The 22861-nt window shown below is 71.5% G+C and carries 17 protein-coding genes and 1 pseudogene; all 18 read right to left on the reverse strand.

The annotated features are described in order from the left end of the window. Positions 1-3: 3 nt before the first annotated feature. Positions 4-2058, reverse strand: a complete 2055-nt coding sequence (gene paaZ, locus QE416_RS16360) for a phenylacetic acid degradation bifunctional protein PaaZ (protein WP_373458873.1) — start codon at positions 2056-2058, stop codon at positions 4-6. Then, a complete protein-coding gene (locus QE416_RS16365; protein ID WP_307317788.1) occupies positions 2055-2930 on the reverse strand; it encodes a 3-hydroxyacyl-CoA dehydrogenase family protein in 876 nt (291 codons plus the stop codon). The genes paaZ and QE416_RS16365 overlap by 4 nt, the downstream gene beginning before the upstream one ends. After that, the gene (locus QE416_RS16370) at positions 2927-3664 is read right to left on the reverse strand and encodes an enoyl-CoA hydratase/isomerase family protein (RefSeq protein WP_307317790.1); all 738 of its coding nucleotides are present in this window, start codon (positions 3662-3664) and stop codon (positions 2927-2929) included. Before QE416_RS16370 ends, QE416_RS16365 begins: the two co-directional genes overlap by 4 nt. After that, positions 3657-4847 (reverse strand): acetyl-CoA C-acyltransferase, encoded by a 1191-nt coding sequence (locus tag QE416_RS16375; protein WP_307317991.1) that lies wholly within the window; start codon positions 4845-4847, stop codon positions 3657-3659. The genes QE416_RS16370 and QE416_RS16375 overlap by 8 nt, the downstream gene beginning before the upstream one ends. 142 nt (positions 4848-4989) lie before the next feature. After that, positions 4990-6681, reverse strand: coding sequence for an efflux RND transporter permease subunit (locus QE416_RS16380; RefSeq protein ID WP_307317992.1), 1692 nt, complete (start codon positions 6679-6681; stop codon positions 4990-4992). After that, on the reverse strand, positions 6566-8650 hold the full coding sequence (locus tag QE416_RS16385) for an efflux RND transporter permease subunit (RefSeq protein ID WP_307317791.1): 2085 nt from the start codon (positions 8648-8650) through the stop codon (positions 6566-6568). Before QE416_RS16385 ends, QE416_RS16380 begins: the two co-directional genes overlap by 116 nt. Before the next feature lie 14 nt (positions 8651-8664). Next, complete coding sequence (locus tag QE416_RS16390) at positions 8665-9795, reverse strand: beta-ketoacyl synthase N-terminal-like domain-containing protein (RefSeq protein ID WP_307317792.1); 1131 nt, start codon at positions 9793-9795, stop codon at positions 8665-8667. After that, complete coding sequence (locus tag QE416_RS16395) at positions 9792-10331, reverse strand: hypothetical protein (protein ID WP_307317793.1); 540 nt, start codon at positions 10329-10331, stop codon at positions 9792-9794. Before QE416_RS16395 ends, QE416_RS16390 begins: the two co-directional genes overlap by 4 nt. Beyond that, the gene (locus QE416_RS16400; protein ID WP_307317795.1) at positions 10328-11470 is read right to left on the reverse strand and encodes an MFS transporter; all 1143 of its coding nucleotides are present in this window, start codon (positions 11468-11470) and stop codon (positions 10328-10330) included. Before QE416_RS16400 ends, QE416_RS16395 begins: the two co-directional genes overlap by 4 nt. A gap of 43 nt (positions 11471-11513) precedes the next feature. After that, on the reverse strand, positions 11514-13703 hold the full coding sequence (locus tag QE416_RS16405) for an SDR family oxidoreductase (RefSeq protein WP_307317796.1): 2190 nt from the start codon (positions 13701-13703) through the stop codon (positions 11514-11516). After that, positions 13700-14608, reverse strand: coding sequence for a hypothetical protein (locus QE416_RS16410; RefSeq protein ID WP_307317799.1), 909 nt, complete (start codon positions 14606-14608; stop codon positions 13700-13702). The genes QE416_RS16405 and QE416_RS16410 overlap by 4 nt, the downstream gene beginning before the upstream one ends. Next, positions 14605-15210: a thiamine pyrophosphate-dependent enzyme gene (locus tag QE416_RS16415; RefSeq protein WP_307317800.1), complete on the reverse strand. Its 606-nt coding sequence runs from the start codon at positions 15208-15210 to the stop codon at positions 14605-14607. The genes QE416_RS16410 and QE416_RS16415 overlap by 4 nt, the downstream gene beginning before the upstream one ends. A 37-nt stretch (positions 15211-15247) precedes the next feature. Next, entirely contained in the window at positions 15248-16282 is a 1035-nt protein-coding gene (locus QE416_RS16420) for a thiamine pyrophosphate-binding protein (protein WP_307317802.1), read from the reverse strand. After that, entirely contained in the window at positions 16279-17508 is a 1230-nt protein-coding gene (locus tag QE416_RS16425; protein WP_307317804.1) for an aldehyde dehydrogenase family protein, read from the reverse strand. Before QE416_RS16425 ends, QE416_RS16420 begins: the two co-directional genes overlap by 4 nt. A 24-nt stretch (positions 17509-17532) precedes the next feature. Further along, complete coding sequence (locus QE416_RS16430; protein WP_307317806.1) at positions 17533-19257, reverse strand: ABC transporter ATP-binding protein; 1725 nt, start codon at positions 19255-19257, stop codon at positions 17533-17535. A gap of 2 nt (positions 19258-19259) precedes the next feature. Continuing rightward, positions 19260-21785 carry a class III lanthionine synthetase LanKC gene (lanKC, locus tag QE416_RS16435; protein ID WP_307317807.1) on the reverse strand — a complete coding sequence of 842 codons (2526 nt, stop codon included), beginning with the start codon at positions 21783-21785 and terminating at the stop codon, positions 19260-19262. Beyond that, a complete protein-coding gene (locus QE416_RS16440) occupies positions 21782-22447 on the reverse strand; it encodes a GNAT family N-acetyltransferase (protein WP_210073832.1) in 666 nt (221 codons plus the stop codon). Before QE416_RS16440 ends, lanKC begins: the two co-directional genes overlap by 4 nt. Next, positions 22444-22861 (reverse strand): annotated as a pseudogene (locus QE416_RS16445) (hypothetical protein); the annotation flags it as partial. The gene QE416_RS16440 and the pseudogene QE416_RS16445, both read right to left, overlap by 4 nt.

The raw sequence follows: 22861 nt of genomic DNA on the forward strand, positions 1-22861 counted from the left end.
GGCTCATGCGAGCGCCGCCGCGGGAGCAGGCTGCCACGTCTTCGCCACGAGCGTGAGCACGTCGTACTGCGCGACGATCTCGTCGTGCTGGTTGCGGATCACGGCATCCCACCGCACCTCGCCGTACGCGTCGGTCTCGCGCGGGGTGATCTGCTTCGCCGTCAGGGCGACGCGGATGCGGTCTCCGGGTGAGACCGGGGTCACGAAGCGCAGGTTCTCGAGGCCCGAGTTCGCGAGCACCGGCCCCGGCGCGGGGTCGACGAACAGCCCCGCCGCCCACGACACGAGCAGGTAGCCGTGCGCGACCCGCCCCGGGAAGAAGGGGTTGGCCGCGGCCGACTCCTCGTCCATGTGCGCGTAGAACGTGTCGCCGGTGAAGTTCGCGAAGACCTCGATGTCGTCGAGGGTGACTTCGCGCTCGACCGACTCCACGGCATCCCCGATCCGAAGGTCGGCGAGGGGTTTGCGGAAGGGGTGCGCCCCCGCGGTGTCGGTGTCGGCTCCCGGATGCCACACCCCGGTCAACGCGGTGAGCATGCGGGGCGAGCCCTGGATCGCCGTGCGCTGCATGTAGTGGAGCACCGAGCGGATGCCGCCGAGCTCCTCGCCGCCGCCGGCGCGACCGGGCCCGCCGTGGACGAGATGCGGGACGGGAGCCCCATGCCCGGTGGAGGTGCGGGCGTCGTCGCGGTCGAGGAACAGCACGCGGCCGTTCATCGCCCCCATGCGCGTGAGCAGTTCGGTGGCGACGCCGGGGTCGTGGGTGGCGACGCTCGTGACGAGCGAGCCGCCGCCGCGACCGACGATCTCGGCCGCCTCGGCGACGTCGGCGTACTCGACGATGCTGGCGACGGGACCGAAGGCCTCGATGTCGTTGACGGCCGGTGTCGTGGCATCCGCGAAGGCGAGGAGCATGGGCTGCAGGAAGGCGCCGTCGTCGGGCACCCCCGGAGGTGCCTCCGCCGAACCGACGACGAAGCGACCGCCGGCGCCTGCGAGGGCGCGAACCTGGCGCAGCACCTCGTCGCGCTGCTCGATCGAGACGACCGGACCCATCGTCACGCCCTCGGCGCGCGGATCGCCGATGACCACGCGCTCGGCGATCCTGTCGCGCAGCGCCTGCGAAACGGCATCCGTCATCCCCTTCGGCACGATCGCGCGGCGTATCGCGGTGCACTTCTGGCCCGCCTTGGTGGTCAGTTCGACGAGCAGTTGCTTGACGTACGCGTCGAACTCGGGGGTGCCGGGCACGGCGTCGGGACCGAGGATCGAAGCATTGATCGAGTCGGTCTCGCTCGTGAAGCGCACACCGGGCTTGGCCTGGGCGCGCAGCCGCTCGGCGGTCGAGGCGCTGCCGGTGAAGCCGACGGTGTCGCCGAGGTCGAGCAGATCGAACAGACCCGGGACGCTGCCGCTCACCAGCTGCAGCGAGCCCTCGGGAAGCAGGCCGGTCTCGACGACGATGCGCACCCACGCCTCGGCGATGTAGGCCGTGGGGGTCGCGGGCTTGACGATCGTGGGAAGGCCGGCCAGGAACGCGGGCGCGAACTTCTCGAGCGCGCCCCACATGGGGAAGTTGAAGGCGTTGATCTGCACCGCGACCCCCGAAAGACGCGTGTAGACATGCCTCCCGAGGAAGGAGCCGTCCTTCGACAGCGACTCGATCGGCCCGTCGAGCACGACCGTCCCCGCGGGCAACTCCCGGCGGGCTTTCGACGAGAAGGTGAAGAGCACCCCGATGCCGCCGTCGACGTCGCTGAGGGAGTCGCGACGCGTCGAGCCGGAGCGCTCCGACAGGACGTAGAGCTCCTCGCGACGCTCGTTCAACGCGATGGCGAGGTTCTTCAGCACCATCGCGCGCTCGTGGAAGGTGAGGGCGCCGAGGCTCTTCTGACCGGTCTCGCGGGCGTACGCGACGGCGGCGGCGAGGTCGAGACCCGTCGTGCTGATGCGCACGATCTCGACGCCCGTCGACGCGTCGCGGACGATCGCGGCATCCGGGTCGCCTTCGGGGGCCCACCAGTGGCCGTTCACATAGCTGGGGAGAAACGTCATCATTCGCTCCATTCGTAGAATCCGCGGCCGGTCTTTCGGCCCAGGTGCCCCTGGGCGACGAGATCGCGCAGCAAGGCGGGCGGGGTGAAGCGCGCGCCGTACGCGCGCTCGAGCTCCTCGGCGATGCCCAGGCGCACATCGAGCCCAACGACGTCGGTGGTGCGGAGGGGGCCCATCGGATGCCGGTAGCCCAGCTCCATCGCGGTATCGATGTCTCGCGCCGAGGCGACGCCCTCTTCGAGCATGCGGATGGCCTCGAGGCCCAGGGCGACCCCGAGGCGGCTCGATGCGAAGCCCGGCGCATCGCGCACGACGACAGCGGTCTTGCCGATGGCCTCCACCCATCGAGTCGCGCGCGTCACGACCTCGGGCGCGGTGTCGGCGCCCGTCACGACCTCGACCAGCGCCGATGCCGGCACGGGGTTGAAGAAGTGCAGGCCGAGGAAGCGCTGAGGGCGTCGGAGCGACGCGGCGAGCGCGCCGATCGAGATGGAGGAGGTGTTGGATGCCACGACCGCCTCGTCGCGCACAGCCTCCTCGATGCGCGCGAGGGCGTCGAGCTTGAGAGCACGGTCCTCGGGGACGGCCTCGATCACGAGTCCCGCCTCGGCGAACGCGTCGGTGTCGGTGCCGGTCGTGAGGGTGCCGGCATCCGGAATCCGCATGCCCCTCTGGGCGGAACGCGTCAGTGCCGCCTCGACGCGTTCGCGAGCGGCGGCAGCTGCGGCGGTGTCGCGCTCGACCACGTGCACGCGGGCTCCCGCGAGCAGGAACGCGTGGGCGATGCCGGCCCCCATGCGGCCTCCGCCGAGCACGCCGACGACGGCGGGGACGGATGCCGTGTCTCGGACCGTGGTGGTGACGGGGGAGGTCATCTCTTCTTCCTCTCGAGGAACGCGGTCATGCGGGCGTGCTTGTCTGCGCTGTCGAAGAGCTCCGCCTGCAGCTCGCCGTCGATGGCGGGGTGCGCGTTGCGCGGGGCGAGCAGGGCGCGCTTGGTGAGGATCGTCGCGCGCGCGGAGTTCGCGGCGATCCGGTCGGCGACCGCGTGAGCGGAGTCGAGCAGATCCTGGGGCTCGTGGATGCTCGAGAGCAGCCCCCACGCGAGCGCTTCGTCGGCGTCGATCACGCGGGCGGTCAGCAGCAGCTCACTCGCCCGGGCGTGGCCGACGATCTCGGGCAGACGCCATGAGGCGCCCGCCGCGGCGATGATGCCGAGACCGGGTTCGGGGTTGCCGAAACGCACCCGCGGGGTTCCCAGACGGAGGTCGGCGGCGTAGGCGAGCTCGGCTCCCCCGCCCAGCGCGTACCCGTCGACGGCGGCGATGACGGGCATCGGAAGGTGGCGGATGCGGTCGAACGCCGTGGCGTTGATCCCTCGGCGGGCGTCATCGCCGGTGCGGTCGCGGAGCTGGGCGATGTCAGCCCCCGCGGCGAACACGCCGCCGGCTCCGGTGAGGATGAGGGTGCGCGGGTGCTCCTCGAGCTCACCGCAGAGCGCATGCAGCTCGTCGACCATCGCCTGATCGATCGCATTGCGGCGCTCCGGTCGATCGAGCGTGGCGACGACGCGGTCGCCCCGGGCCTCGATGCGGAGGGACTCAGCCATCGACCCGCTCCACGATCATCGCCGTCCCCTGCCCCACGCCGACGCACATCGTCACCAGGCCGTACCGCGCACCCTCGCGCTCGAGCCGCCCCAGCAGCGTCACGATGAGGCGCGACCCGCTCGACCCGAGGGGGTGCCCCAGCGCGATCGCCCCGCCGTCGGCGTTGACGATCCGGGGGTCGAGTCCGAGTCGACGTATGCACGCCAGCGACTGCGAGGCGAACGCTTCATTGAGTTCGACCGCCCCCAGGTCGGATGCCGACAGCCCGGCCTTCGCGAGCGCCTTCTCGGTCGCGGGCACCGGGCCGAGCCCCATGATCTCTGGCGCCAGCGCGGCGGAGGCGTGCGCGACGATCCGGGCGCGAGGGCGCAGGCCGTGGCGTTCGACCGCCTCGGCACTGGCCACCACGATCGCGGACGCCCCGTCGTTGAGGGAGCTGGAATTGCCCGCCGTCACGACCTCGCCGCCCGTCACGACCGGCCGGAGCCCCGCGAGCGCATCCAGCGAGGTGTCACGGCGCGGGCCCTCGTCGGTATCGACCACGCCCCGAGCGGTCTCGACGACGACGATCTCGTCGCGGAAGTGCCCGGCGTCCTGAGCCCGGATCGCCCGCTCGTGGCTGCGGAGCGCGAAGGCGTCGGCGTCGGAGCGCGAGACGCCGTCGACCCGGGCGACCTCTTCGGCCGTCTCGGGCATGGTGAGAGTGGCCTTGTCGCGGGCGGCGAGGCGCGGGTTCGTGAAGCGCCAGCCGATCGACGTATCGAAGGCCGCCCCGGGTTTCGCCCACGCCTTCTCGGGCTTCGCCTGCACCCAGGGGGCGCGAGTCATGGATTCGACGCCGCCCGCGACGATCGCGTCGGCATCGCCCGCGCGGATCGCCTGCGCGGCGAGCGCGATCGCGCTCATGCTGGAGGCGCAGAGGCGGTTGACGGTGAGCCCCGGGATGCCGTCGGGCAGCCCCGCGAGCAGTACGGCCATGCGGGCGACGTTGCGGTTGTCCTCACCGGCCTGATTCGCGGCGCCGAGGATAACCTCGTCGATCGCCTCGGCGGGAACGCCCGCGCGGGCCACCGCTTCTGCGACCACCAGCGCCGCCAGGTCGTCGGGACGAACGGATGCCAGAGCCCCGCCGTATCGCCCGACCGGGGTGCGCGCACCGCCGACGAGAAACGCGTCCGCCATCGTCATCCTCTCCCCCGCCGACCCTGGCGGGGCCCGTCCACCTCGACTGCGAGGTTTTCCGACCGATCGTTCAGTAATCATGGCAGAAGGTGTCGCCGGAGGCAACGACGCACGTTCTCACACCGCCGCGACGGGCGAGCGCTCACGCCCCGCCGGCGGCGGGGGCGGTCGACCCTTCTCGCGCGCGACGCTGTTGAGCGCGGCGCTCTTTGCGGCGCTCCACGAGCAGGTACAGCACCGGCACGAGAACGAGCGTCAGCAGCGTCGACGAGATGAGCCCGCCGATGACCACGATCGCCAGCGCGCGCGAGACGAAGACGCCGCCACCCGTGAACCCCAGCGCCATCGGAACGAGCGCGAGCACCGTCGCGGCCGCCGTCATGAGGATCGGGCGCAGACGGAGCCGGGCCCCATCGATCACCGCCGACAGCAGGTCGTGGCCCGCAGCACGACGGCCGTTGACGAGGTCGACGAGCACGATGGCGTTGGTGACGACGATGCCGATGAGCATGAGCATGCCGATCATGGCGGGGATCCCCAGCGGCGTGTCGGTCGCCAACATGAGGGCGATGGCGCCCGTGGCCGCGAACGGGATCGACACGAGCAGGATCAGCGACTGTGCGAGACTCCGGAAGGTTGCGGCCATGATCAGGAACACGATGGCGATGGCAGCGAGCATCGCGAGGGCGAGGTGGGTCAGCGAGGCATCCTGCTCGGTGGCGCCACCGCCCAGACTCACGGTGACGCCGTCGGGCAGCTCCACGAGACCGAGAGCGGCCTCCACGTTGAGGAGCACGCCCCCGGGGTCGCCGCCCGTCGGTGTCGCGGTGAGGGTGATCGCGCGCATCCCGTCGGTACGGGTGATCGAGGAAGGACCGGTCGAGGTCGCGACGGTGGCGATGTCTCCGACCTCGATGGGGGTCGCCCTCACGTCGGCGAGGGCCTTCTGCTGATCGGCGAGGGCGGCCGCGCGGGCCCGCTGCGCCACGGTCTCGTCGCGGGTCTCGATGAGGCCGTCGATCTGCGTGCCGAGCTGAGCGATCGATGCCCGCACCTGAGCGATGCTCTGCTGCAGCTGAGCGATCTGCTCGTGACGCTGCGCCTCGCCGAGGCTGTCGGCGAGAGCGTCGACGCTCGCCTGCGCCGCGGCCGCCTGCTGAGCGGCGGCGGCGGGATCTGGGGCCGGATCGGCCGGGGGCGTCGTCGACGCCGGCGGCGGGCTCGCGGTGAGGAGCGTGTTCAGCTGAGCGACCAGATCGGCGAGCTGCGTCTGCGCGGAGGAGCGCGCCGAACGCGTCTCGGCGAGTTGATCGCTCAGGCTCTCGTCCTGTCGCGCTTCGGCGGCGGCCTGCTCAGCGTTCTGCGCGACGACGAGCGCATCGGAGGCCCGCTTCTGCGCGGTCGCCTGCTGGAGGGCCGAGACCGGGAGCTCGAAGCCGGCGATCTGCGCCGGGGTGGCGTCGTTGGCCTGACCGCGCAGGACCACCTCGTGGCGATGTCCGTCGAGCTCGACGGTGCCGACGCTCGCTCCCCGCAGACTGTCGTGGATCGCCCGGCCCACCTCCGCCTGCGTGAAGCCGTACTGGGCGGCGCGACGCTGGTCCACGCTCACCGCGAGGATCGGCTCGTCCGCGACGGCATCGGTGCGAAGGCCCTCGAGATCGCGCAGCTCGGCGAGCGCCGCCTGCACCTGCTCGGCTCCGGCGGCGAGGGACTTCTCAGAAGCACCCGACACCGTGACGGTGAGGTCGGAGCCTCCCGTCGAAGAGGTGCCGTGCACGGCGATCTGACCGACGCCCTGGACCGACGACAGCTCCGCCCGGAGCCTCGCCACGGCGATCTGGGGGTCGGCATCGTCGTTCAGGATCACGGTGTGGGTGGCAGATTCCTCGGTCACGGTGGTGAGGGCGGGTCGCGACATCGTCGTCGGCATCGAGGATCTCCTCGATCTGCGCGGCTCGCTCGCTCGCTGCGGGCAGAGACAGGCCAGGAGGCATGGTCTGCGTCACCGAGACCGTGCGCTGACCGTCGTCGTCGAAGAAGCTCTCACGCAGCGCACCCGACGCGACGACGGTGAGCACGAAGACGACGACGGCGACGGCCAGGGTGCCCGCCGGCCGGCGAAGGGCGAGATGCAGGAGCGGAACGTACGCGGCCTGGAGACGGTCGAGGGGCTCGGTCCCCTGCCCGGCGACGATGCCGGGCACACCACGACGACGGCGACGCTCGTTCTCTCGCTCGACCACCTGTCGACGGCGCTCCGCCTCACGGTCCTCCCGCTCGCGGCGACGTCGTTGAAGAGCGGCGGCCCTCTCCGGAGAGAGCGGACGGGGCGGCCTGCGCATGACCCACGACGCCAGCACCGGCACGACGGTGAGAGACACGAGCAGAGACGCGAGCAGAGCGATCGTGACGGTGACCGCGAACGGTCGGAACAGCTCACCCGTGATGCCCGGCACGAAGGCGATCGGCGCGAAGACCGCCACCGTGGTGAGCGTGGAAGCCGTGATGGCGCCGGCCACCTCACGCACCGCCTGCACGATGCCAGGGTCCGTCGATACCCCGGTTTCGCGATGCCGAGCGATGTTCTCGATCACCACGATCGAGTCGTCGACCACGCGGCCGACGGCGATGGTGAGCGCGGCAAGGGTCAGGATGCTCAACGAGAAGCCGCCGACGGCGAGACCGATCATGGCGATGAGCAGCGAGAGCGGGATCGAGATCGCGGTGATGATCGTCGCCCGCACCGACAGCAGGAACAGCAGGATCACGCCGATGGCGAAAGCCAGGCCCAGCGCTCCCTCGGTCGACAGGTCGTGGATGGACTGCTCGATGTACGGTGCCTGATCGAAGATCGTGGTGAACGCGACGTCGGAGCCGAGCGCGTCGCGCCGGTCGTCGAGAACTCGGGCGACCTCGTGCGAGACCTCCACCACCCCGGCCTGCGGCGTCTTCGTCACCGAGATCGTCACCGCGGGCACGCCGTCGACGCGCGCGAGCGAGGTCTCGGGTGCGCTCTCGAGCGCGACGTCGGCTACCTCGCCGACCGATACGGGGCCGTTCTCGCCCGGAATCATCAGTGCCGCCACCTGATCGGTGGAGGTCGGAACGCTACCGACCTCCACCGCGAGGGCGGTTTCGCCCTCACGGCTGGTTCCGGCCGCTGTCACCGAGAGCGACGCGGCCAGCACATCCTGCACCTGCGAGGCCGTGACGTCCTTGGCGGTGGCGTCGGACGGACGCATCGTCACCACGAGACGCTCTTCGTCGACGCCGGCCACCGTCACCTCGCGCACGCCGTCGACGGCCTGGAGGGCGGGCACCAGCACCCGCTGCACCTCCTCGCCCAGCAACGCTGCGTCGCCGGCCGACGTCACGGCCACCTGCACGGCGGGAAGGTCGTCGGTCGACCCGGCGTACACCTCGGTGACCACGTCCCTCGGAAGGGCGGCCTGGGCCGCACCGACAGCCGACCGCAGGTCTTGCACCACCTTCTCGGCATCCAATCCGTACGGCCACTCGACGCTCACTCTCGAGACGCCGCCACTCGTGGTCGAGGTGACCCGGTCGACGCCCGGCACGGCCTTCACCGCGTCTTCGAGGGGAACCGTCACCTCTTTTTCGGCCGAGGCCGACGAAGCTCCCGCGTAGGTCGCGACGACCGACGCGGTGGGCGGCTGAAGCGAGGGGAGCAGCTCCTGGCGGAGCCCGGACGCGGCGATCAGCCCCGCGGCGACGATGAAGATCGAGACGAGGACGACGAGGAGACGGTTGGCGAGGCTCAGCCTCGTCAGCGAAGACACGGTGGAAGTTCCTCTCAGCCGAGTTCCGGGGACTCGGTCGTGTGGTGCGGGGTGGCGGGACTGATCCGTCGGAGGAGCACGCTGGCGTTGTTGCCGCCGAATCCGAAAGCGTTGACCAGGGCGTGCTCGACCGGCCGGTCGCGGCGGAGCGCAGGTCCCTCGACGGGGAGGTGAACGCCTTCGACCTCGACGGGATCGCGCAGCCCCACGGTCGTCGGTATGCCCCCTTCCCGCACGGCGGCGACGGCCACGGCGATGCCGGGGAAGGCGGAGGCGTGCAGCAGGTGGCCGAGAGCGCCCTTGTGCGACGAGACGGCCACCGCCGGCCACCCGCGCTCCGCGACGAGTCGCGACACGGCCTCGAGCTCGGCCGCATCACCCTGCACCGTGCCGGTCGCATGCGCGTGCACGTAGTCGACTCCGCTCGCGCCGGCCTCGTCGAGCGCTCGTGCCATGCAGGCGTAGACGACATCCGGGTCGGAGGCGACCGAGGAACGCCCGCCGATCTCGGCGACCGATGCCGCGAGGGCGGCGAGGGGCGTGGCGCCACGAGCGGCCGGGGCCGCCGCGCGCTCCAGAAGAACCGCACCGGCACCCTCGCCGACCAGGATGCCGTCGCGCTCGCGATCGAAGGGACGCGAGGGCGCGGTCCCGATCGCCTTGACCACCCGCAGGCTCTCGCTCGCATAGGGGTTGCACACCGACGCCCCCGCGACGAGGACGGCGTCGTGGATGCCGGCGCGGATCAGTCTCGCGGCGAGGTGGATCGCGAACAGCGCGCTCGCGCACGCGTGCGAGACGACGAGCGGCCGTTCCCAGCGCCGCGCGTCCGCCACGACGGTGATCGGCGCGTAGAGAGCGTTCTGCTCGCCGGGCGGCGCCTCGGCCTGGGCCGCGAGCAGCAGGAGGGGCGGCGGCGAGTTCTCCGGCCACCGCGCCTCGGCGAGGGCCTCACCGATCGCCGACGCAAGCCATGATGACGGGGCGGCACCGTCGAGTACCGCGCGATCGATGGGCCGCGTCGCCGCGTCATCGCTCGCGCCGACGGCGGGCGCGCGGCCGGCGAAGAGGCCGTCGAGCAGTGCCGGTACTCCGCGGCCATAGGCCGACACCAGCCCGACACCCGTGACGACGACATCGCTCATGCTCCGCTCCCCTCGAACGAGGGGCAGTCGACATGCGCAGCCAGGAGGTCGCAGTCCTCGGGGTGCGGCCCGTGCAGCTCGTATCGCACGACGAGCGCCGACCGGCATCCCTCCAGCAGGGATGCCACGAGCCCCGCGTCGAACGCGGACGCCAGCACGAGGGAGGATCGCGGCCGCCCGTGTCCCCGGGCGGCAAGCGCCGCACGGACGGACTCGGAGGTCTCCATACCCGTCGAGTCGGTGGGACGCACGCGGGCCGTCTCGTCGTCGACCGTGACGACCAGACGCCGCGCGAAGGCCGTGGCGAACGCGCCGGCGAAGACGAGCAGGAGGTCGACGGCGTCGAAAGACTCGCCCACGACGGGGGCGAGAAGGTCGAAGGACCGCCGCACCGCGGTCTCGGGCACGCGCCGGGTGCCCTCGGGGAGCGTCTCGATCGCGAGCGGGGAACCCGAGAACGGGTGATCGGCCGCAGCGAATCGGTGGGGCAGGCCCGGCCGCGGGCTCACGCCTACCCAGGAACAGCCAGCGGTCATGATGCCTCCCCCGCCTCGGCGACCATCGGTGCGGGCCGGTCAGCGGCATCCATCGCCCGCAGTGCCCACGGCGCCGCCAGACCTCCCAGCAGGGCGATCGCCGCGAGGACGACGCACGCGATCTGCCACGAACCGACCTCGTAGGCGATCCCCGCGAGAGCCGTGCCGACCGCGCCTCCCGCGAGGGCGGCGGCCTCGTAAGCGCCCATCGCGGCCCCGAACCGCGAGCGACCGGTCGACTCGGCGACGACGGCCTGCTCGACGGGCATCACGATGGCCCAGGCCACGGCGCTCAGCACCCACAGGATCCCGATGACCGTCGGGGTGGGAGCGAACGCCAGGCCCACCGCGAAGGCGCAGCTCAGACCGGCGGCGATCAGCAGAGCCCTGCGGCGGCCGATACGGACGACGACGACGTGCAGCGGCTTCGGCAGGACCGCGAGCGCGATGGCCCCCGGGAGAAAGACCCACGCGGCCTCGATCACTCCGAGCCCGAAGTGCTTCTGCAGATGGATCAGGAGCACGATGCCGATGCCCGCCTCGGCAGCCGTCGAGCCCACGACCGCGCCGAGCAGGGGTGCGAGCCGCCGGACGAGCCCGCGGGCCGGGCCGGGAGAGCGTTCCTGACGAAACCGCTCGGCGGGCAGGAGCGCCACGAGCACCGCACCGGCCAGACAGGCGAGGGCCGACAGCAGGAACAGGCCGGTGTACCCGACGGCGCCCAGCGCCGACAGCCCCGCGACGAAGGCGATCCACGCACCGGTTTCTTCCGCCGACACCAGGCTCGCGAACGCCGTCTCGTCCGACAGGTACTGCTCGCTCACCATCGCGCGCAGCGCCACCCACAGCAGGGAACCGCCCACCCCGCTCACGACGGCCGCGGCGAACGCGACCGCGACGACGCCGTCCGTCGCGAGGGCGTACCCCGCGACCCCCAGACCGTAGATCATGGCACCGGTGGCCGCGACCATGCGCCGGTCGGCGCGATCCGCCGCCCAGCCCGCCAGCGGGCGGGCCGCGCACGACACCACCAGCTCGAGGGCCACGAGAAGACCGATGGCCGTCGCATCCAGACCGAGGGCCAAGCCCGCCCAGAGGGGAACGACGAAGTCCAGCAGGTCAGCGGGGCCCCGCGTCAACGCCGCAGCACAGCGCAGGAGCGACCACCTCGATTCCCGCGGATCACGAGCTGACATCGGCGACGGTGTCCTTTCTCGCGGCGGCCCGTCCGGCTTCCGCTTCGGCGGCGAGACGTGCGCGGTCGATCTTGCCGGTGCCGAGCCGGGGCACCTCGGCGACGAGGACCACCCGGTTGGGCCACTCGTGTTCGGGGAGCGCGGCTCTCACCCGCTCTGCCCACTCGGCCCGCGTGTGCGTGCCGGCGTCCTCGATGAACGCGGTGAGGTGAGCGCCCCGACGCTCGTCGGCCAGCGCGATCAGCGTCAACGGAACGCCCGCGCGATCGGCGCGATCTTCGAGGTGGGCGGGATAGATGGTGTGGCCCCCGCGATGCACGGCCCCCGCCCGGCCGATCACGCGCAGGGCGCCGTGGGCATCGACGGAGCCGATGTCTCCGGTGCGGTACCAGCCGTCCTCGACCTCAGCGGGCCGATCGTCGCCGATCGTCGCGGTGAACAGAGCCTTCGAACGGATCCACAGCTCGCCCGTCTCACCGGGCTCCACCGGCGCCCCATGGGGTCGGCGGACCGACAGTTCGACGCCCGGCAGAACCCGGCCCAACCCCTCGGGCCGTTCGAGCGTCGCGAGAGAGACGTTGCCCAGCTCGGTCGAGCCGTAGCCGTCGAGCAACGACCGCCCGGTGATCCGCAGGAACCGCTCGGCGAGCGACGGCCGCAGCGGAGACCCACCGACGCACCACATGCGCACGCGCGGTGCCATCTCGACGCAGCCGCGTTCCTCCAGCAGATCGAGGATGTCGGCGATGACGGGCGGAGTGGCATCCACCACCGTCACGCCGCAGGGAAGCGCGGCCCGCAGCGTCTGGACCGGACGGCGATGATTGCCCATCACCAGGGTGCACCCCACGAGCCACCACGCGAGCACGAGCGAGAGACCGTATTGGTGGCTCAGTGGCAGCAACGGCAGCAGAACGTCGTCGGCGCGGTACCGCATGGCGTCGACGGTCGCCCGGACGTTCTCGAGCACGGAGGAACCGGAGCGCACCACACCGCGCGGTCGCCCCGACGAGCCGGAGGTCCACAGGACGATGCCGTCATCGCGGTCCTCCCACGCGGGGAAGCCCGCCGTGGTACGGCGATCGCACCCGCAGTCGAGGTGCGCCCCGACCGCGGCGACGACCAGGCCGGCACCACCGAGGTCGACGCGATCCCGCACGGGCGGCAGGCCCCGGGCCGTGATCGTGGCCGCACACCCGGTGCGCGCCGCGATCTGCTCCACGTCGTCGGCGGGAAGGCCGGGGTCGAGCAGCACGATCGAGACCCCGGCATCCATCAGGGCGAGAAGGACGAGTGCTGTCTCGGGAGTCGACTCATCGCACACGAGCACGCGGGAGAACGTCCGCAGACCCCGATCTTCGAGATGCTCGCGGATACGCTCGACCATGTCCGAGGCGCAGAACGAGCGGCCCTCCACTCGCCGGACGCGCGGGCATTTTGTCGTCGCCGCACGCTCGAGGAACCACGCCGCGCCGCCGTGGAACACGATCTCGCCGTTGCGGTGGGGCCGGGCGATGGCTTCGATCACCGTCTGTGCGACGTCGGAGGTCGTCGCGAGCCTGCCGATCTGCCTCCGCCGTTCCGCGGTGGAGCCCGGCCGCAGCCTTTCCATCAGCAACGTCGTCGCGGAATCGACCACGACATCGGCCGAGACGACCACCAGTCGTGCCCCGACGGCGGCGATGCGCTCGGTGAGCGCGAGCAGCGCATCCTGTCCCGCGCGCTTGAATGCTGCGACCGTCTCGTACTCCGGCTCCGGCGCGACCTCGCGGCTGAAGTGCGCTTGATGGCTGGTGAGGTACACGATCACACCGCCGTCGCTCATCACGGGCAGGGCGTCGCCGACCAGTTGGGCCAGAGCATCCCGGTTCAGCGCGAAGGCGTCGTGCGCGGTGCTCCCCTCCTCCAATCCCCCGGATGCCGCGAGCACGAGGACGTCGATGCGCTCGAGGCCCGAGATCAGGTGTCGCCGCGCTCGCGGATCGCGCAGGTCTCCGACGCGCACGTCGATCTCGTGCGCGCCCTCGGCGACGGCCCTGTCGGAGAGACGACGGGCACGCGCGAGCTTCTGCCGGCAACCGACGACGACCCGCTCCCCCGCGACGGCGAGTCGGCGGGCGACTTCTGCGCCGATCCCGCGCGAGCCGCCCGCGACCACGACCGTGCGCCCCGTCACGCGAGGGCCTCCGACACGGCCGCGGGCGAGATCGGAACGGTCTCGAAGCGGTCGCCGCCGTGCCTGCGGAAGGCCGAAGACGGGCCGGGCACGATGAGACTCGTCACGCCGACGGCCTCCAGGCCGTCGTACAGCGTCGTGCCCACCGTCGGGTGCGTCCACCCGTCGAGCAGGTCGGTGCGCACCTCCTCGGCCGTGTTCAGCACCGCACCGGTGACGTCGGAGACGATCGGCACGACGGGGTCGTCGAAGACCACGCCCGCGTAGGCCTCGAGCTCCACCCGCTCGCGCACGGGCATCATCCGGGGGCAGTGCTCGGCCCGATCGATCGTGTAGTAGACGATTCCGCGGCGCGCGCGCACCGCGTTGTCGAGGCGTGCGATCGCCGCGGCCGTTCCCGAGACCGCGTACACGCCCCGATCGCCCCGCACCGAGACCTCCGCCCACCCGTCGGGCTCTCCCGCCGCGCGCACGAGCGCCTCGATGTCGGCATCCGCCACCCGTGAGAAGAAGATGCACGCGAGCGGCACATCGAGACCGGCGAAGAACGCCCTCTCCGCCGCGGTGCTCCGCGACAACAAGCCGACCATCTCACCGAGTGGCAGGCAGCCCGCGGCAACGGCTCCGGCGAACGCGCCGAAGCTCTGACCGCAGATCGCTTGCGGGCGCAGGCCTCTCTCGTCGCGAGCCCACTCGGCGAGAGCGAGGTTGATCGCGAGGAAGGCGGTCTGGTACGGCTCCCAGTCGTAGATGTCGGCGTTCGCGTAGGCCTCCTCGAGGTCGTACCCCAACGCCTCGCTGCACTCGTCGAACAGGCGCCGGGCGACCGAGAACCGGTCGAGGAAGCGACGCACGTGACGGTGACGCGCCGGCGTGAGACCGGGGAAGAGAAGAGCGTGCATCATCGGCCCTCCCCCGCTGTCGCGGGCGGTCGCGGCAGCGGAAAGTCACCGGCCAGTTCCTCGAAGCCCGGCGCGACATCGTCGAGCGAGACGGCGACGTCGAGCACGACCGCACGGCCCGTCGCGGCCCGCCCCCAGGCCCGACGCACGGCCTCGGCGAGCTCCGCGGCATCGTCGCACCCCTCGTAATCGAGCGCGTACGCGGCGCACAGGCCGCGCACGACCGTGCGGCTCCCCACGAACGAGAACGGTGCGCCGGCGCGGCGCCGGTTCGCTTCGAGCCACCCGAAACCCCCGTTGGTGAGGACCACGACGAGAACCGCGCTGTCGATCTCGGCGAGGGCCGCAAGATCGGGCCCGATCGAGCTGAAGGCGCCGTCACCGCCGATGACGACCACCGGACGCGGGTCGCCCAGGGCCACGCCGCGGACAGCGGCCATGCCGAACCCGAGCGGGGTCTGCTCGCTCGGAACGAGACACGCGGCGTCTCGACGCACGATCCAGTGCGGGAAGACGTACGACCAGATGTCCTGCAGGCCGTTCTCATGGATGCTGACCCGTGCCGTCGGCACGGCGGCGTCCACTTCGCGCAGCACGTCCTTCACTCGCGGAATCGCTCCGTGTGCCGACACCGGCGCCGGGTCATCCCCCGCCCCGGAGCGCCACGTGCGCGGCGGCGACGGCGGCCGACCAGCTCGGATCAGCAGAGACGGTCGGCAGGGCGGTGCGCCAGGCGCGCACCACGTCGGCGACATCGGCCACGATTCGCTCCGTCGCCCAGGCCGGGGTGAACTCGCTCTCGTCGTCGAGCACCTGCACGATCCGGCACCCGGGGGCCAACCCGGTGTTCCAGCCGAAAGTCGCTGTCTCTTCCAACCGGGAGCCGAGCGCCACGATCACGTCGACGCTCCGCAGGATCGCGGCGGCCCCGTCCGGTGCGTAGAGACCGCTGACCCCGAGGAATGCCGGGTGCGTCTCATCGATCACTCCCCGACCGGATGCCGTGACGGTGACGGCCGCGCCGAGCCGATCGACCAGTGCGACGATGTCGTCCCCGAACCCGGTGTCGGAGCAGCCGCCCCCGACCACGACGAGGGGCCGTCTCGCGTCGCGAACGACGTCCGGCAGGGGCACGTCGGGGCTCGTCCGCCTGCGCTGCGATGGGCCTACGCGCGCCGCCGATGAGGATGGAAGACCCTCCGGAACCTCGAGGATCACCGGTCCGCGGCCCCGACCCCGGCTCAGCCGGAACGCATCGGCCAGCCCGCCGGCGACCGTGTCCTCGTCGACGCGGATCGTGCCGACGGTCAGCGCTCCCAGCGCCTCGATCGGATCCAGCTCCTGGAAGGCGCCCGTTCCGAGCCGGTCCAAGGGCACGCCCGAGCTGATGAGCACGAGCGGGTGCCGCTGAGAGCGCGCTTCGAGCAGTCCGGTGGCCGCGTGGGTGAGCGCCGGCCCCTTGCCCACGAAACAGACCGACGGCCGGCCCGAGATCCGCCCGTACCCGATGGCCTGATAGGTGGCATGTCGCTGGTCGCGAACAAGCACGACCCGGATGCCGCTGCGCTCGAGCGCTTCGAGGATCGTCATGTCGTCGCCGGGCAGCCCGAAGACCGTGTCGACGCCGTGCGCCGTGAGCCCCTCGGCGACCCGATCCCACACGCTGTCGCGCGTCATGCGCTCACATCCTCGACCCGGAGGCGCGGAAGGTAGGCGGAGAGGCCTTTCGACAACAGGATCGGTTCGGGGTGGACGATGCCGTCCACGGCGATGTAGTTCGCCATCGCGCCGCGGCCGCCCAAGGGGGCGTTCCCGTCGTCGACGGCGAGCAGCGTCTCGTCGACGGTCAGCGTGTGACGGCGCGAGAGCGCCGATACCAGCCGATTCGTGGGCCCGAACACCGTCGCGCCCATCGCACGCTCGTGGTACTTGCCGGAGTCGAGCGTCTCCACGACCACGGATTCGTCGTCGTACAGGCCGACGTTGAAGATCGGGGAGAAGAACTCGAGGATCTCCATTCGTCGCGCGTCGTCCCAGACGAGCACCGTGGGCTCGATGTGACGCGAGCCGAAGTGGATGCGGCCCCCGCGATGGATACGGCCCTGGTGGCGGTCGAGGTAGTCCGCGATGTCGCGCACGATGCCCGGATAGCAGATGTCGCCGTAGTCGCTCCGCGGGTCGTCGTAGGCGCCGTAGCGCACCTCGTCCAGGCGTCGATCCAGCGCCGCGAGCAGACCGTCGGCCGCGTCGCGCTCCACCCAGATCGCGTCGGGTCCGAGGCAGTCCTGCCCGGAGTTCAACAGGCGGATGTCGACGATGCCGCGCGCCGCGTGTTCCAGGTCGGCGGTCGCCGTGACGACGATGGGGTTGATCCCCGAGCCGAGGAAGAACATCATCTGATCGCGACGCAGGCGCGCCCGGATGCGCTCGGCGTTCTGGTAGGCGCCGGCGAAGACGACGACGGGCGCGGTGGGCACCGTGCGTTCGACGAACTGGCGCTGCGTCTCGTCGCGGATCTCGATCGCGAAACCGTGCTCGGGCGCGAGCAGCGCGTGCAGACGCGCCACGGTGTCTCGGACGTGGGATGCCGGGCGGACGAGGACGCGCGAGGCGTAGAGCGAGGGCACGAGCGCGTAGAGGACGTACGAGTAGAGCACCACGTTCGACGGCAGGAAGACGGCGATGGCCGATACCCGGGGCGGGCGATGCTCGGCGACCTCGGCACCGGCTCCTCGCAGCGCCGCGACGGCGGCATCCACCTCGTAGTCCGCCGCCTTCCTCGTACAGATGACCATCAGGATGGCCAGGACCTCCGCCCGGCGCGCCTCGATGACGTCGGCGAGCGCGGAGAGCTGTTCGGGCATGGCGAAGCGCGCCGCGGGCGAGGCGTGGGTCTTCTGCATGGTGTCCTTCGAGAAGAGAGGCGGCTATCTCGCGAGCGAGAGGCGAGCCAGACGGGAGTAGGAGCGGGAGGTACGAACGAGATGGGAGTGGGTGCCGGTGGAGATCGTGCCGTCGCGGCGCAGGTAGACCACCTGGTCGGCCCCCGCCGCCGTGTGCAGGCGGTGCGTGACGACGAGCACCGTCCGCGTGCCCGCGAGTCCGCCGATCACCGCGTTGATGCGCGCCTCGGACTCGGGATCGAGCCGCGAGGTCGGCTCGTCGATGAGGACGATCGAGCCCGGCGACAGCAGCGTTCGAGCGAGTGCGAGGCGTTGCGCCTCACCCCCTGACAGCGCGCGCCCGGTCTCGCCGAGAGGGACATGGATGCCACGGGGATCTTCGTCGACGAGGTCGTCGAGGCCCGTCGCGTTCAGCGCCCGCATGAGCTGCTCGTCGTCGGCGTGCGGCGCTCCCAGACGCAGGTTGTCCGCGAGCGAACCGTCGATGAGGGGTGCGTTCTGTTCCATGTAGGCCACGCGGCGGCTCACCTCTCGACGATCCATCTGCGCCAGGTCGGCTCCGCCGAGCAGAATGCGTCCGCTGTCGGGATCGTGCAGGCGGGCGAGGAGGTCGAGGATCGTCGACTTCCCGCTTCCCGACGGCCCGACCAGGGCGCAGATGCTGCCGGCGCGAACGGTGAGGCTGACGTCGCTGACACCGCCCGCGCCGTGCGGGTGGGCGAATCCGACCCCCTCGAGGCGGATGGGTCCAGGGGCGGACACCTCGCTCTCCCCGGCGGACCGCGCGATGCGTTCGTCGCTCTGGGGGTCCTCGACCGGAACCCGGAGGGCGGCGCTGATCCTGTCCCACGAGGCGCGCGCTCTCTGCAGCACGGGCACGGCGCGCAAGGCGTTCTCGACGGGCGAGAGCACCAGGACGACGTACATCAGGAAGGCCAGCAGCTCGGAGAACGCCATCGTCCCCTGACCGACCTGTATCGCGCCCACCGCCAGAACGGCGAGGAAAGCGCACTGCGTCGCCATCTGGCCGATCGGCGAGACGATGGCCGTGCGGTTGCCGAGGGCGACGGCAGCGTCTCTGGCGCGGACGGCGGGTTCGATCAGACGCGCCACGTACCTCTCGGTCGCCCCGGCCGTGCGGATCGTCCGCATGGCGCGCAGCGAGCTGGCCAGCTCTGATCCCATCTGCGCGGTCGCGTCCTGACTGCGGCGGCTCAGCGTCCGCACCGGCCCCGAGGCGAGGGTGACCACCGCACCCGAGACGATGATCGCCACGACCGTCACGAGGAAGAGCAGAGGGCTCAGGATGAACATGAGCGTGCATGCCCCGACGGTGAGGGCGGCCGCGGTGACGATCTCGAACACCCCGCCGACCACCATGGTGTGCACCTGGGCCGTGTCGGTCGTCAGCAGGCTGACCAGTTCGCCGTGCCGCTCCTCGGAGTAGCGCCGCACCGGCCAGCGGAGGAGCCGGTCGGCGAGCCCGCGCCGCACGTCGAACACCGCCCGCGCGCCCGCGCGTTCGAGCAGGACGGTGTGAAGGCCCGCGGCGACCGCCTCTACGGCGATGACCGCCACCAGCACGACCAGGCTGAGGACGATCGCATGGTTCGTGCGCACCGCCTCGATCACCGCCTGGGCGGCGAGCGGCTGCGCCAGAGCACATCCGACGGCCACGAACGCCGTTGCGACGATGACGACGAGACGGCCCCGGTGCGGTCGGATGAACGTGTGGAAGAAGGATGCCAAGCTCAGCCTCCCGCTCGCGGAAGATCGAGACCGGGGAACGCGGGGCGCCCGGTCGCCACCGATGAGAGCACGGCCGCGACCCCGGCGGCGCCGGTCGCGTAGTCCATCGAGACGCGAGACAGTCCGCGACCGAGCACTCCGACTCCGTCGCGGTAGGCGACGCCGTGCCAGTCGAGTGCGCGCGCGTGCATGTCGATGGGCGCTCGGGTGTCGGCCACGCCCGCGCGCTGCAGCTGATCGAGCGCGATCATCAGGCCCGCCCGACCGTCGAAGACCCCGGGCTCGATGACGATCGTGGGGCTGAGCGCGCGAACCAGACCCTCGATCTGCGAAGCGGTGAGGGCGTCACGGCCGGCGCGTGCCAGGCGGGCGCCGGCTACCGCGATACCGGCAGAACCATGTGCGAGATAGGGGTAGAGGACGCCACGTTCCTCGACGAGCAGTGCGCCGTCGGGCCCGGCAGAACACACGAGCAGGTCTCGTGCGAGGCACCGCTGCGCCTGATCGAGGTAGCGGTGGTCGCCCGTCGCCTCGGCGAGTGCGGTGAGGAACACGGCGACACCCGACCAACCGTCGACCAAGCCCGCCGCGGCACCGGTAACCGTTCCTGCGGCGGCGACGCGCCGGTCGAGGATCCCGTCTGCGAGTCGGGCGGCGGTGTCGATCCCCTCCGCCCCCGCATCGATCAACGCGAGACCGACCCCCGCTCGGCCGCTGTAGAGCGTCGCGTCGTCGGAGGTCGAGATCCGCTCCGCTGCTTCGGCCAGGAGAGCCCGCGCCTCCTCGACGCTGCCGCGAGCGCCGAGGGCGAGCGCCATTCCGGCCTGTCCGCTCAGCAGGCCCGGATCGGCGATCCCGCGCGCACCGCTCGCGAGCCAGTCGACCCACGCCTCGGGCACGTCTTCGCCGAGCTGATGCAGGCTCCACAGGACGCCCGCCGCCCCGGCAGCGAATTGCCGGCCGTTCTCGAGGTACAGCAGCACGTCGCCGGGGAAGAGCCGATCCGCTCTGTCCGGGGTCGCAGACGCCCGGACCGCCTGCACGAGCGACGCGGGGCCGAGGGGCTCGAGCGGAACGGACGGCGCCGAAAGACCGTAGCTGCGCTCGACGAGGTCGCGCCAGTGCGAAGGCAGATCGAAGGTGTCCTGCGCCCATGCGATGTGCTGACCGGCCCGCGCAGGATCGAAAGCGAGCACGATCGCAATGGGGAGGAACAGCCAGAGCGCGAGGGCGCCCAGGGCGTAATGGTCGTCGTCGACGCCCGTCGGCTCGTCGCGGCCCCGCCTCGGCCGAGCGAACCCCGGACAGCCCAGTCCGACCGGCACGCTCGACCCGGCGGCGGCCGCCAGCTCGAAGTCGACGATGCTCAGCCGTCCGTGCGCGTCGACCAGCACGTTCCCGGGGTGCAGGTCGCCGTGGGCCCAGCCGCTCGCATGAAGAGCACCGACGCAGGCCGTCAGCGAGCGCAGGATTCCGAGCGCCCGCTCCCGGTAGACCGCCACGGCCGCACCGTCCGCCGGAAATCCCGCGCGCACGCCGGGGTGATGAACGGCCACCCAGTGCTGCAACGTATCGGCGTCGGAGTACGCCGACACCAGGAAGACGTGCCCACCCAGCTGGAACCGGTCGATCAGCGCGGGCACGCCGTGGAGCCCGTCCAGCGCGGTGTGCGCCTGATACTCCCGTTCCAGTCGCTCCACGGCATCCGTTCCGAATCCGTCGAGGCCCGCGTGCGGTCGCGCCTCTTTCAGCACGACCGGCAGACCATCCGAGCGCCGGCGGCCCCGGTACACCCCGCCCGCGTTCGAGAAGTGCAGGGCCTCATCGAAGGTGTACTCGCACTCCGCGAGCTCCGCCCTGCCCTCCTCCGCGAGGCGGAGACGACCGGGCACGTCGACCCACTCCGGGATGACCACGTACGGTCTCCGCTGGTCGGGCACGAGCGAGCCGTCGGGCGCCTCGATGGCATGCACGCGGTGCCCCTCCTCGTCGTCGCACCAGCGTTCGACGAAGCCGCCGTATCGCACGTGCAGAGGCCCCTCCTGCCAGCGGAGGTCGCTCAGAATGGTCGGTCCCGCCAGGCCGCCGATCCGCTCCTGGAGGGCGTCCAGAGCAGCGAAGAGCTCGCCCTCGTCGCGGGGGTAGATGGTGACGAACTTGCCGCTCGCGCTGCGCGAGGCGTACTTCGCCCCGCAGACCAGCAGCACCAGCTCCGAGCGCAGGTATTTGAAAGCGACCCCGCGTGGGACGCAGTGCTCGACCACGGCATCGAGAACGGCTCGCGCCGTGCGGGGAATCGCCGCGACGTGGATCTTCCAGCCCTGCGCCGGCCCCTGCCAGCAGACGGGGAACGCGGTGTTCCACTCCCGCGCCGTGCCGTGGGACCATCCGTCGGGGAGGACGACCTCGTAGGGGCGCATCCTCTCATCGCCGCGGGCATCCATCCGGAAGGGATCCTCGAAATGCAGGTGATCCGCCAGCAGGAAGAGGTCGAGATTGGCGCGCCGCGCCTGACGGAGCGCGCTCATTGCGACGCCTCAGCCGAGGCGGACATGATCCCCACCGCCGTCGCCTCCGGCGATGCGACATATGCGGCCATCCGCGCGCGGGAGCGTTCGACCGACTCATCGCGGTCGCTCCGGCGCTTCACGCGATCCGGCAGGTCGACGCCGAACTCGTCGAACTCGGCGCGCAGAATGCTCCATACCAGGGCGTCTTCACGGCGGCCGTCGATGTAGTAGTACTCGCGCAGGATGCCATCCAGCACCGGTCCGCCGCGACGCGCGAGCATATTGACCATCGGCACGTTCGACATCGCGGTGATGAACTCGACCCGGTTGGCGTCGTGGGTGTAGAAGGACTCCTCGATCACGGCGTCGATGGCCTCGGCGCCGTAGCCCTGGAACCACAGGGACGCATCGCTGATGATCACCCCGAGCGAGATGTTGCGCGCCGCACGCTGACCGACCCACCGCCACTCCGCGAAGCCGATGTCGTCTCCGCTCCGGGTGGAGACGATGACGTAGTGCACCGCGCCGTCGACGATGGTCGCCGCGATGGCCTGGGCGTCGACCGCGGACGCGTCGCGGATGCCGGCCCGCGAGCCCGCGGTGTTGCGATCGGCCAGCTTCGCGATCGTCCCGGCATCTCCCGCACCGGCCGCACGCAACGAAACCCGGAGATCCCTCATGCGACGCCCCCGCCCCTCGATGACGTCGCGCCCGTATCGTCGAGGCCGGCGGATGCCGCCAGCACCAGAGCTGCGCACTGCCCACCGAATCCGAACGATGTCGACATTCCGCGTCGAGCGGTGATCCGGCGGTTCTCGCCGCGGACGATGTCCAGCTCGCGATCGATGGGTTCGTCGCAGTTGGCGGTGGCGGGAACGACGCCCTCGCGCAGCGAAAGGATGAGCGCGACGGCCTCGATCGCGCCGGCCGCGGCGACCGTGTGACCGGTGAGCGGCTTGATTCCGTAGATGGGGATGGAGGGGGCGTCGTCGGCGAAGACGGCGCGGAACGCGTCGAGCTCGACCGGATCGTTCAGGCGGGTACCGGTCGCGTGCGCGCTGAAGAGATCGATCGAGGCACTCTCGAGATCCGCG

The sequence above is a fragment of the Microbacterium sp. SORGH_AS_0421 genome (assembly GCF_030818635.1).
Lineage (GTDB): Bacteria > Actinomycetota > Actinomycetes > Actinomycetales > Microbacteriaceae > Microbacterium.

Excerpts from the sequence above, each read along its gene's own strand:
- paaZ (WP_373458873.1), bottom strand. The coding sequence starts at position 2,058 with ATGATGACGTTTCTCCCCAGCTATGTGAACGGCCACTGGTGGGCCCCC.
- QE416_RS16365 (WP_307317788.1), bottom strand. The coding sequence starts at position 2,930 with ATGACCTCCCCCGTCACCACCACGGTCCGAGACACGGCATCCGTCCCC.
- QE416_RS16370 (WP_307317790.1), bottom strand. The coding sequence starts at position 3,664 with ATGGCTGAGTCCCTCCGCATCGAGGCCCGGGGCGACCGCGTCGTCGCC.
- QE416_RS16375 (WP_307317991.1), bottom strand. The coding sequence starts at position 4,847 with ATGGCGGACGCGTTTCTCGTCGGCGGTGCGCGCACCCCGGTCGGGCGA.
- QE416_RS16390 (WP_307317792.1), bottom strand. The coding sequence starts at position 9,795 with ATGAGCGATGTCGTCGTCACGGGTGTCGGGCTGGTGTCGGCCTATGGC.
- QE416_RS16395 (WP_307317793.1), bottom strand. The coding sequence starts at position 10,331 with ATGACCGCTGGCTGTTCCTGGGTAGGCGTGAGCCCGCGGCCGGGCCTG.
- QE416_RS16410 (WP_307317799.1), bottom strand. The coding sequence starts at position 14,608 with ATGATGCACGCTCTTCTCTTCCCCGGTCTCACGCCGGCGCGTCACCGT.
- QE416_RS16420 (WP_307317802.1), bottom strand. The coding sequence starts at position 16,282 with ATGACGCGCGACAGCGTGTGGGATCGGGTCGCCGAGGGGCTCACGGCG.
- QE416_RS16425 (WP_307317804.1), bottom strand. The coding sequence starts at position 17,508 with ATGCAGAAGACCCACGCCTCGCCCGCGGCGCGCTTCGCCATGCCCGAA.
- lanKC (WP_307317807.1), bottom strand. The coding sequence starts at position 21,785 with ATGAGCGCGCTCCGTCAGGCGCGGCGCGCCAATCTCGACCTCTTCCTG.
- QE416_RS16440 (WP_210073832.1), bottom strand. The coding sequence starts at position 22,447 with ATGAGGGATCTCCGGGTTTCGTTGCGTGCGGCCGGTGCGGGAGATGCC.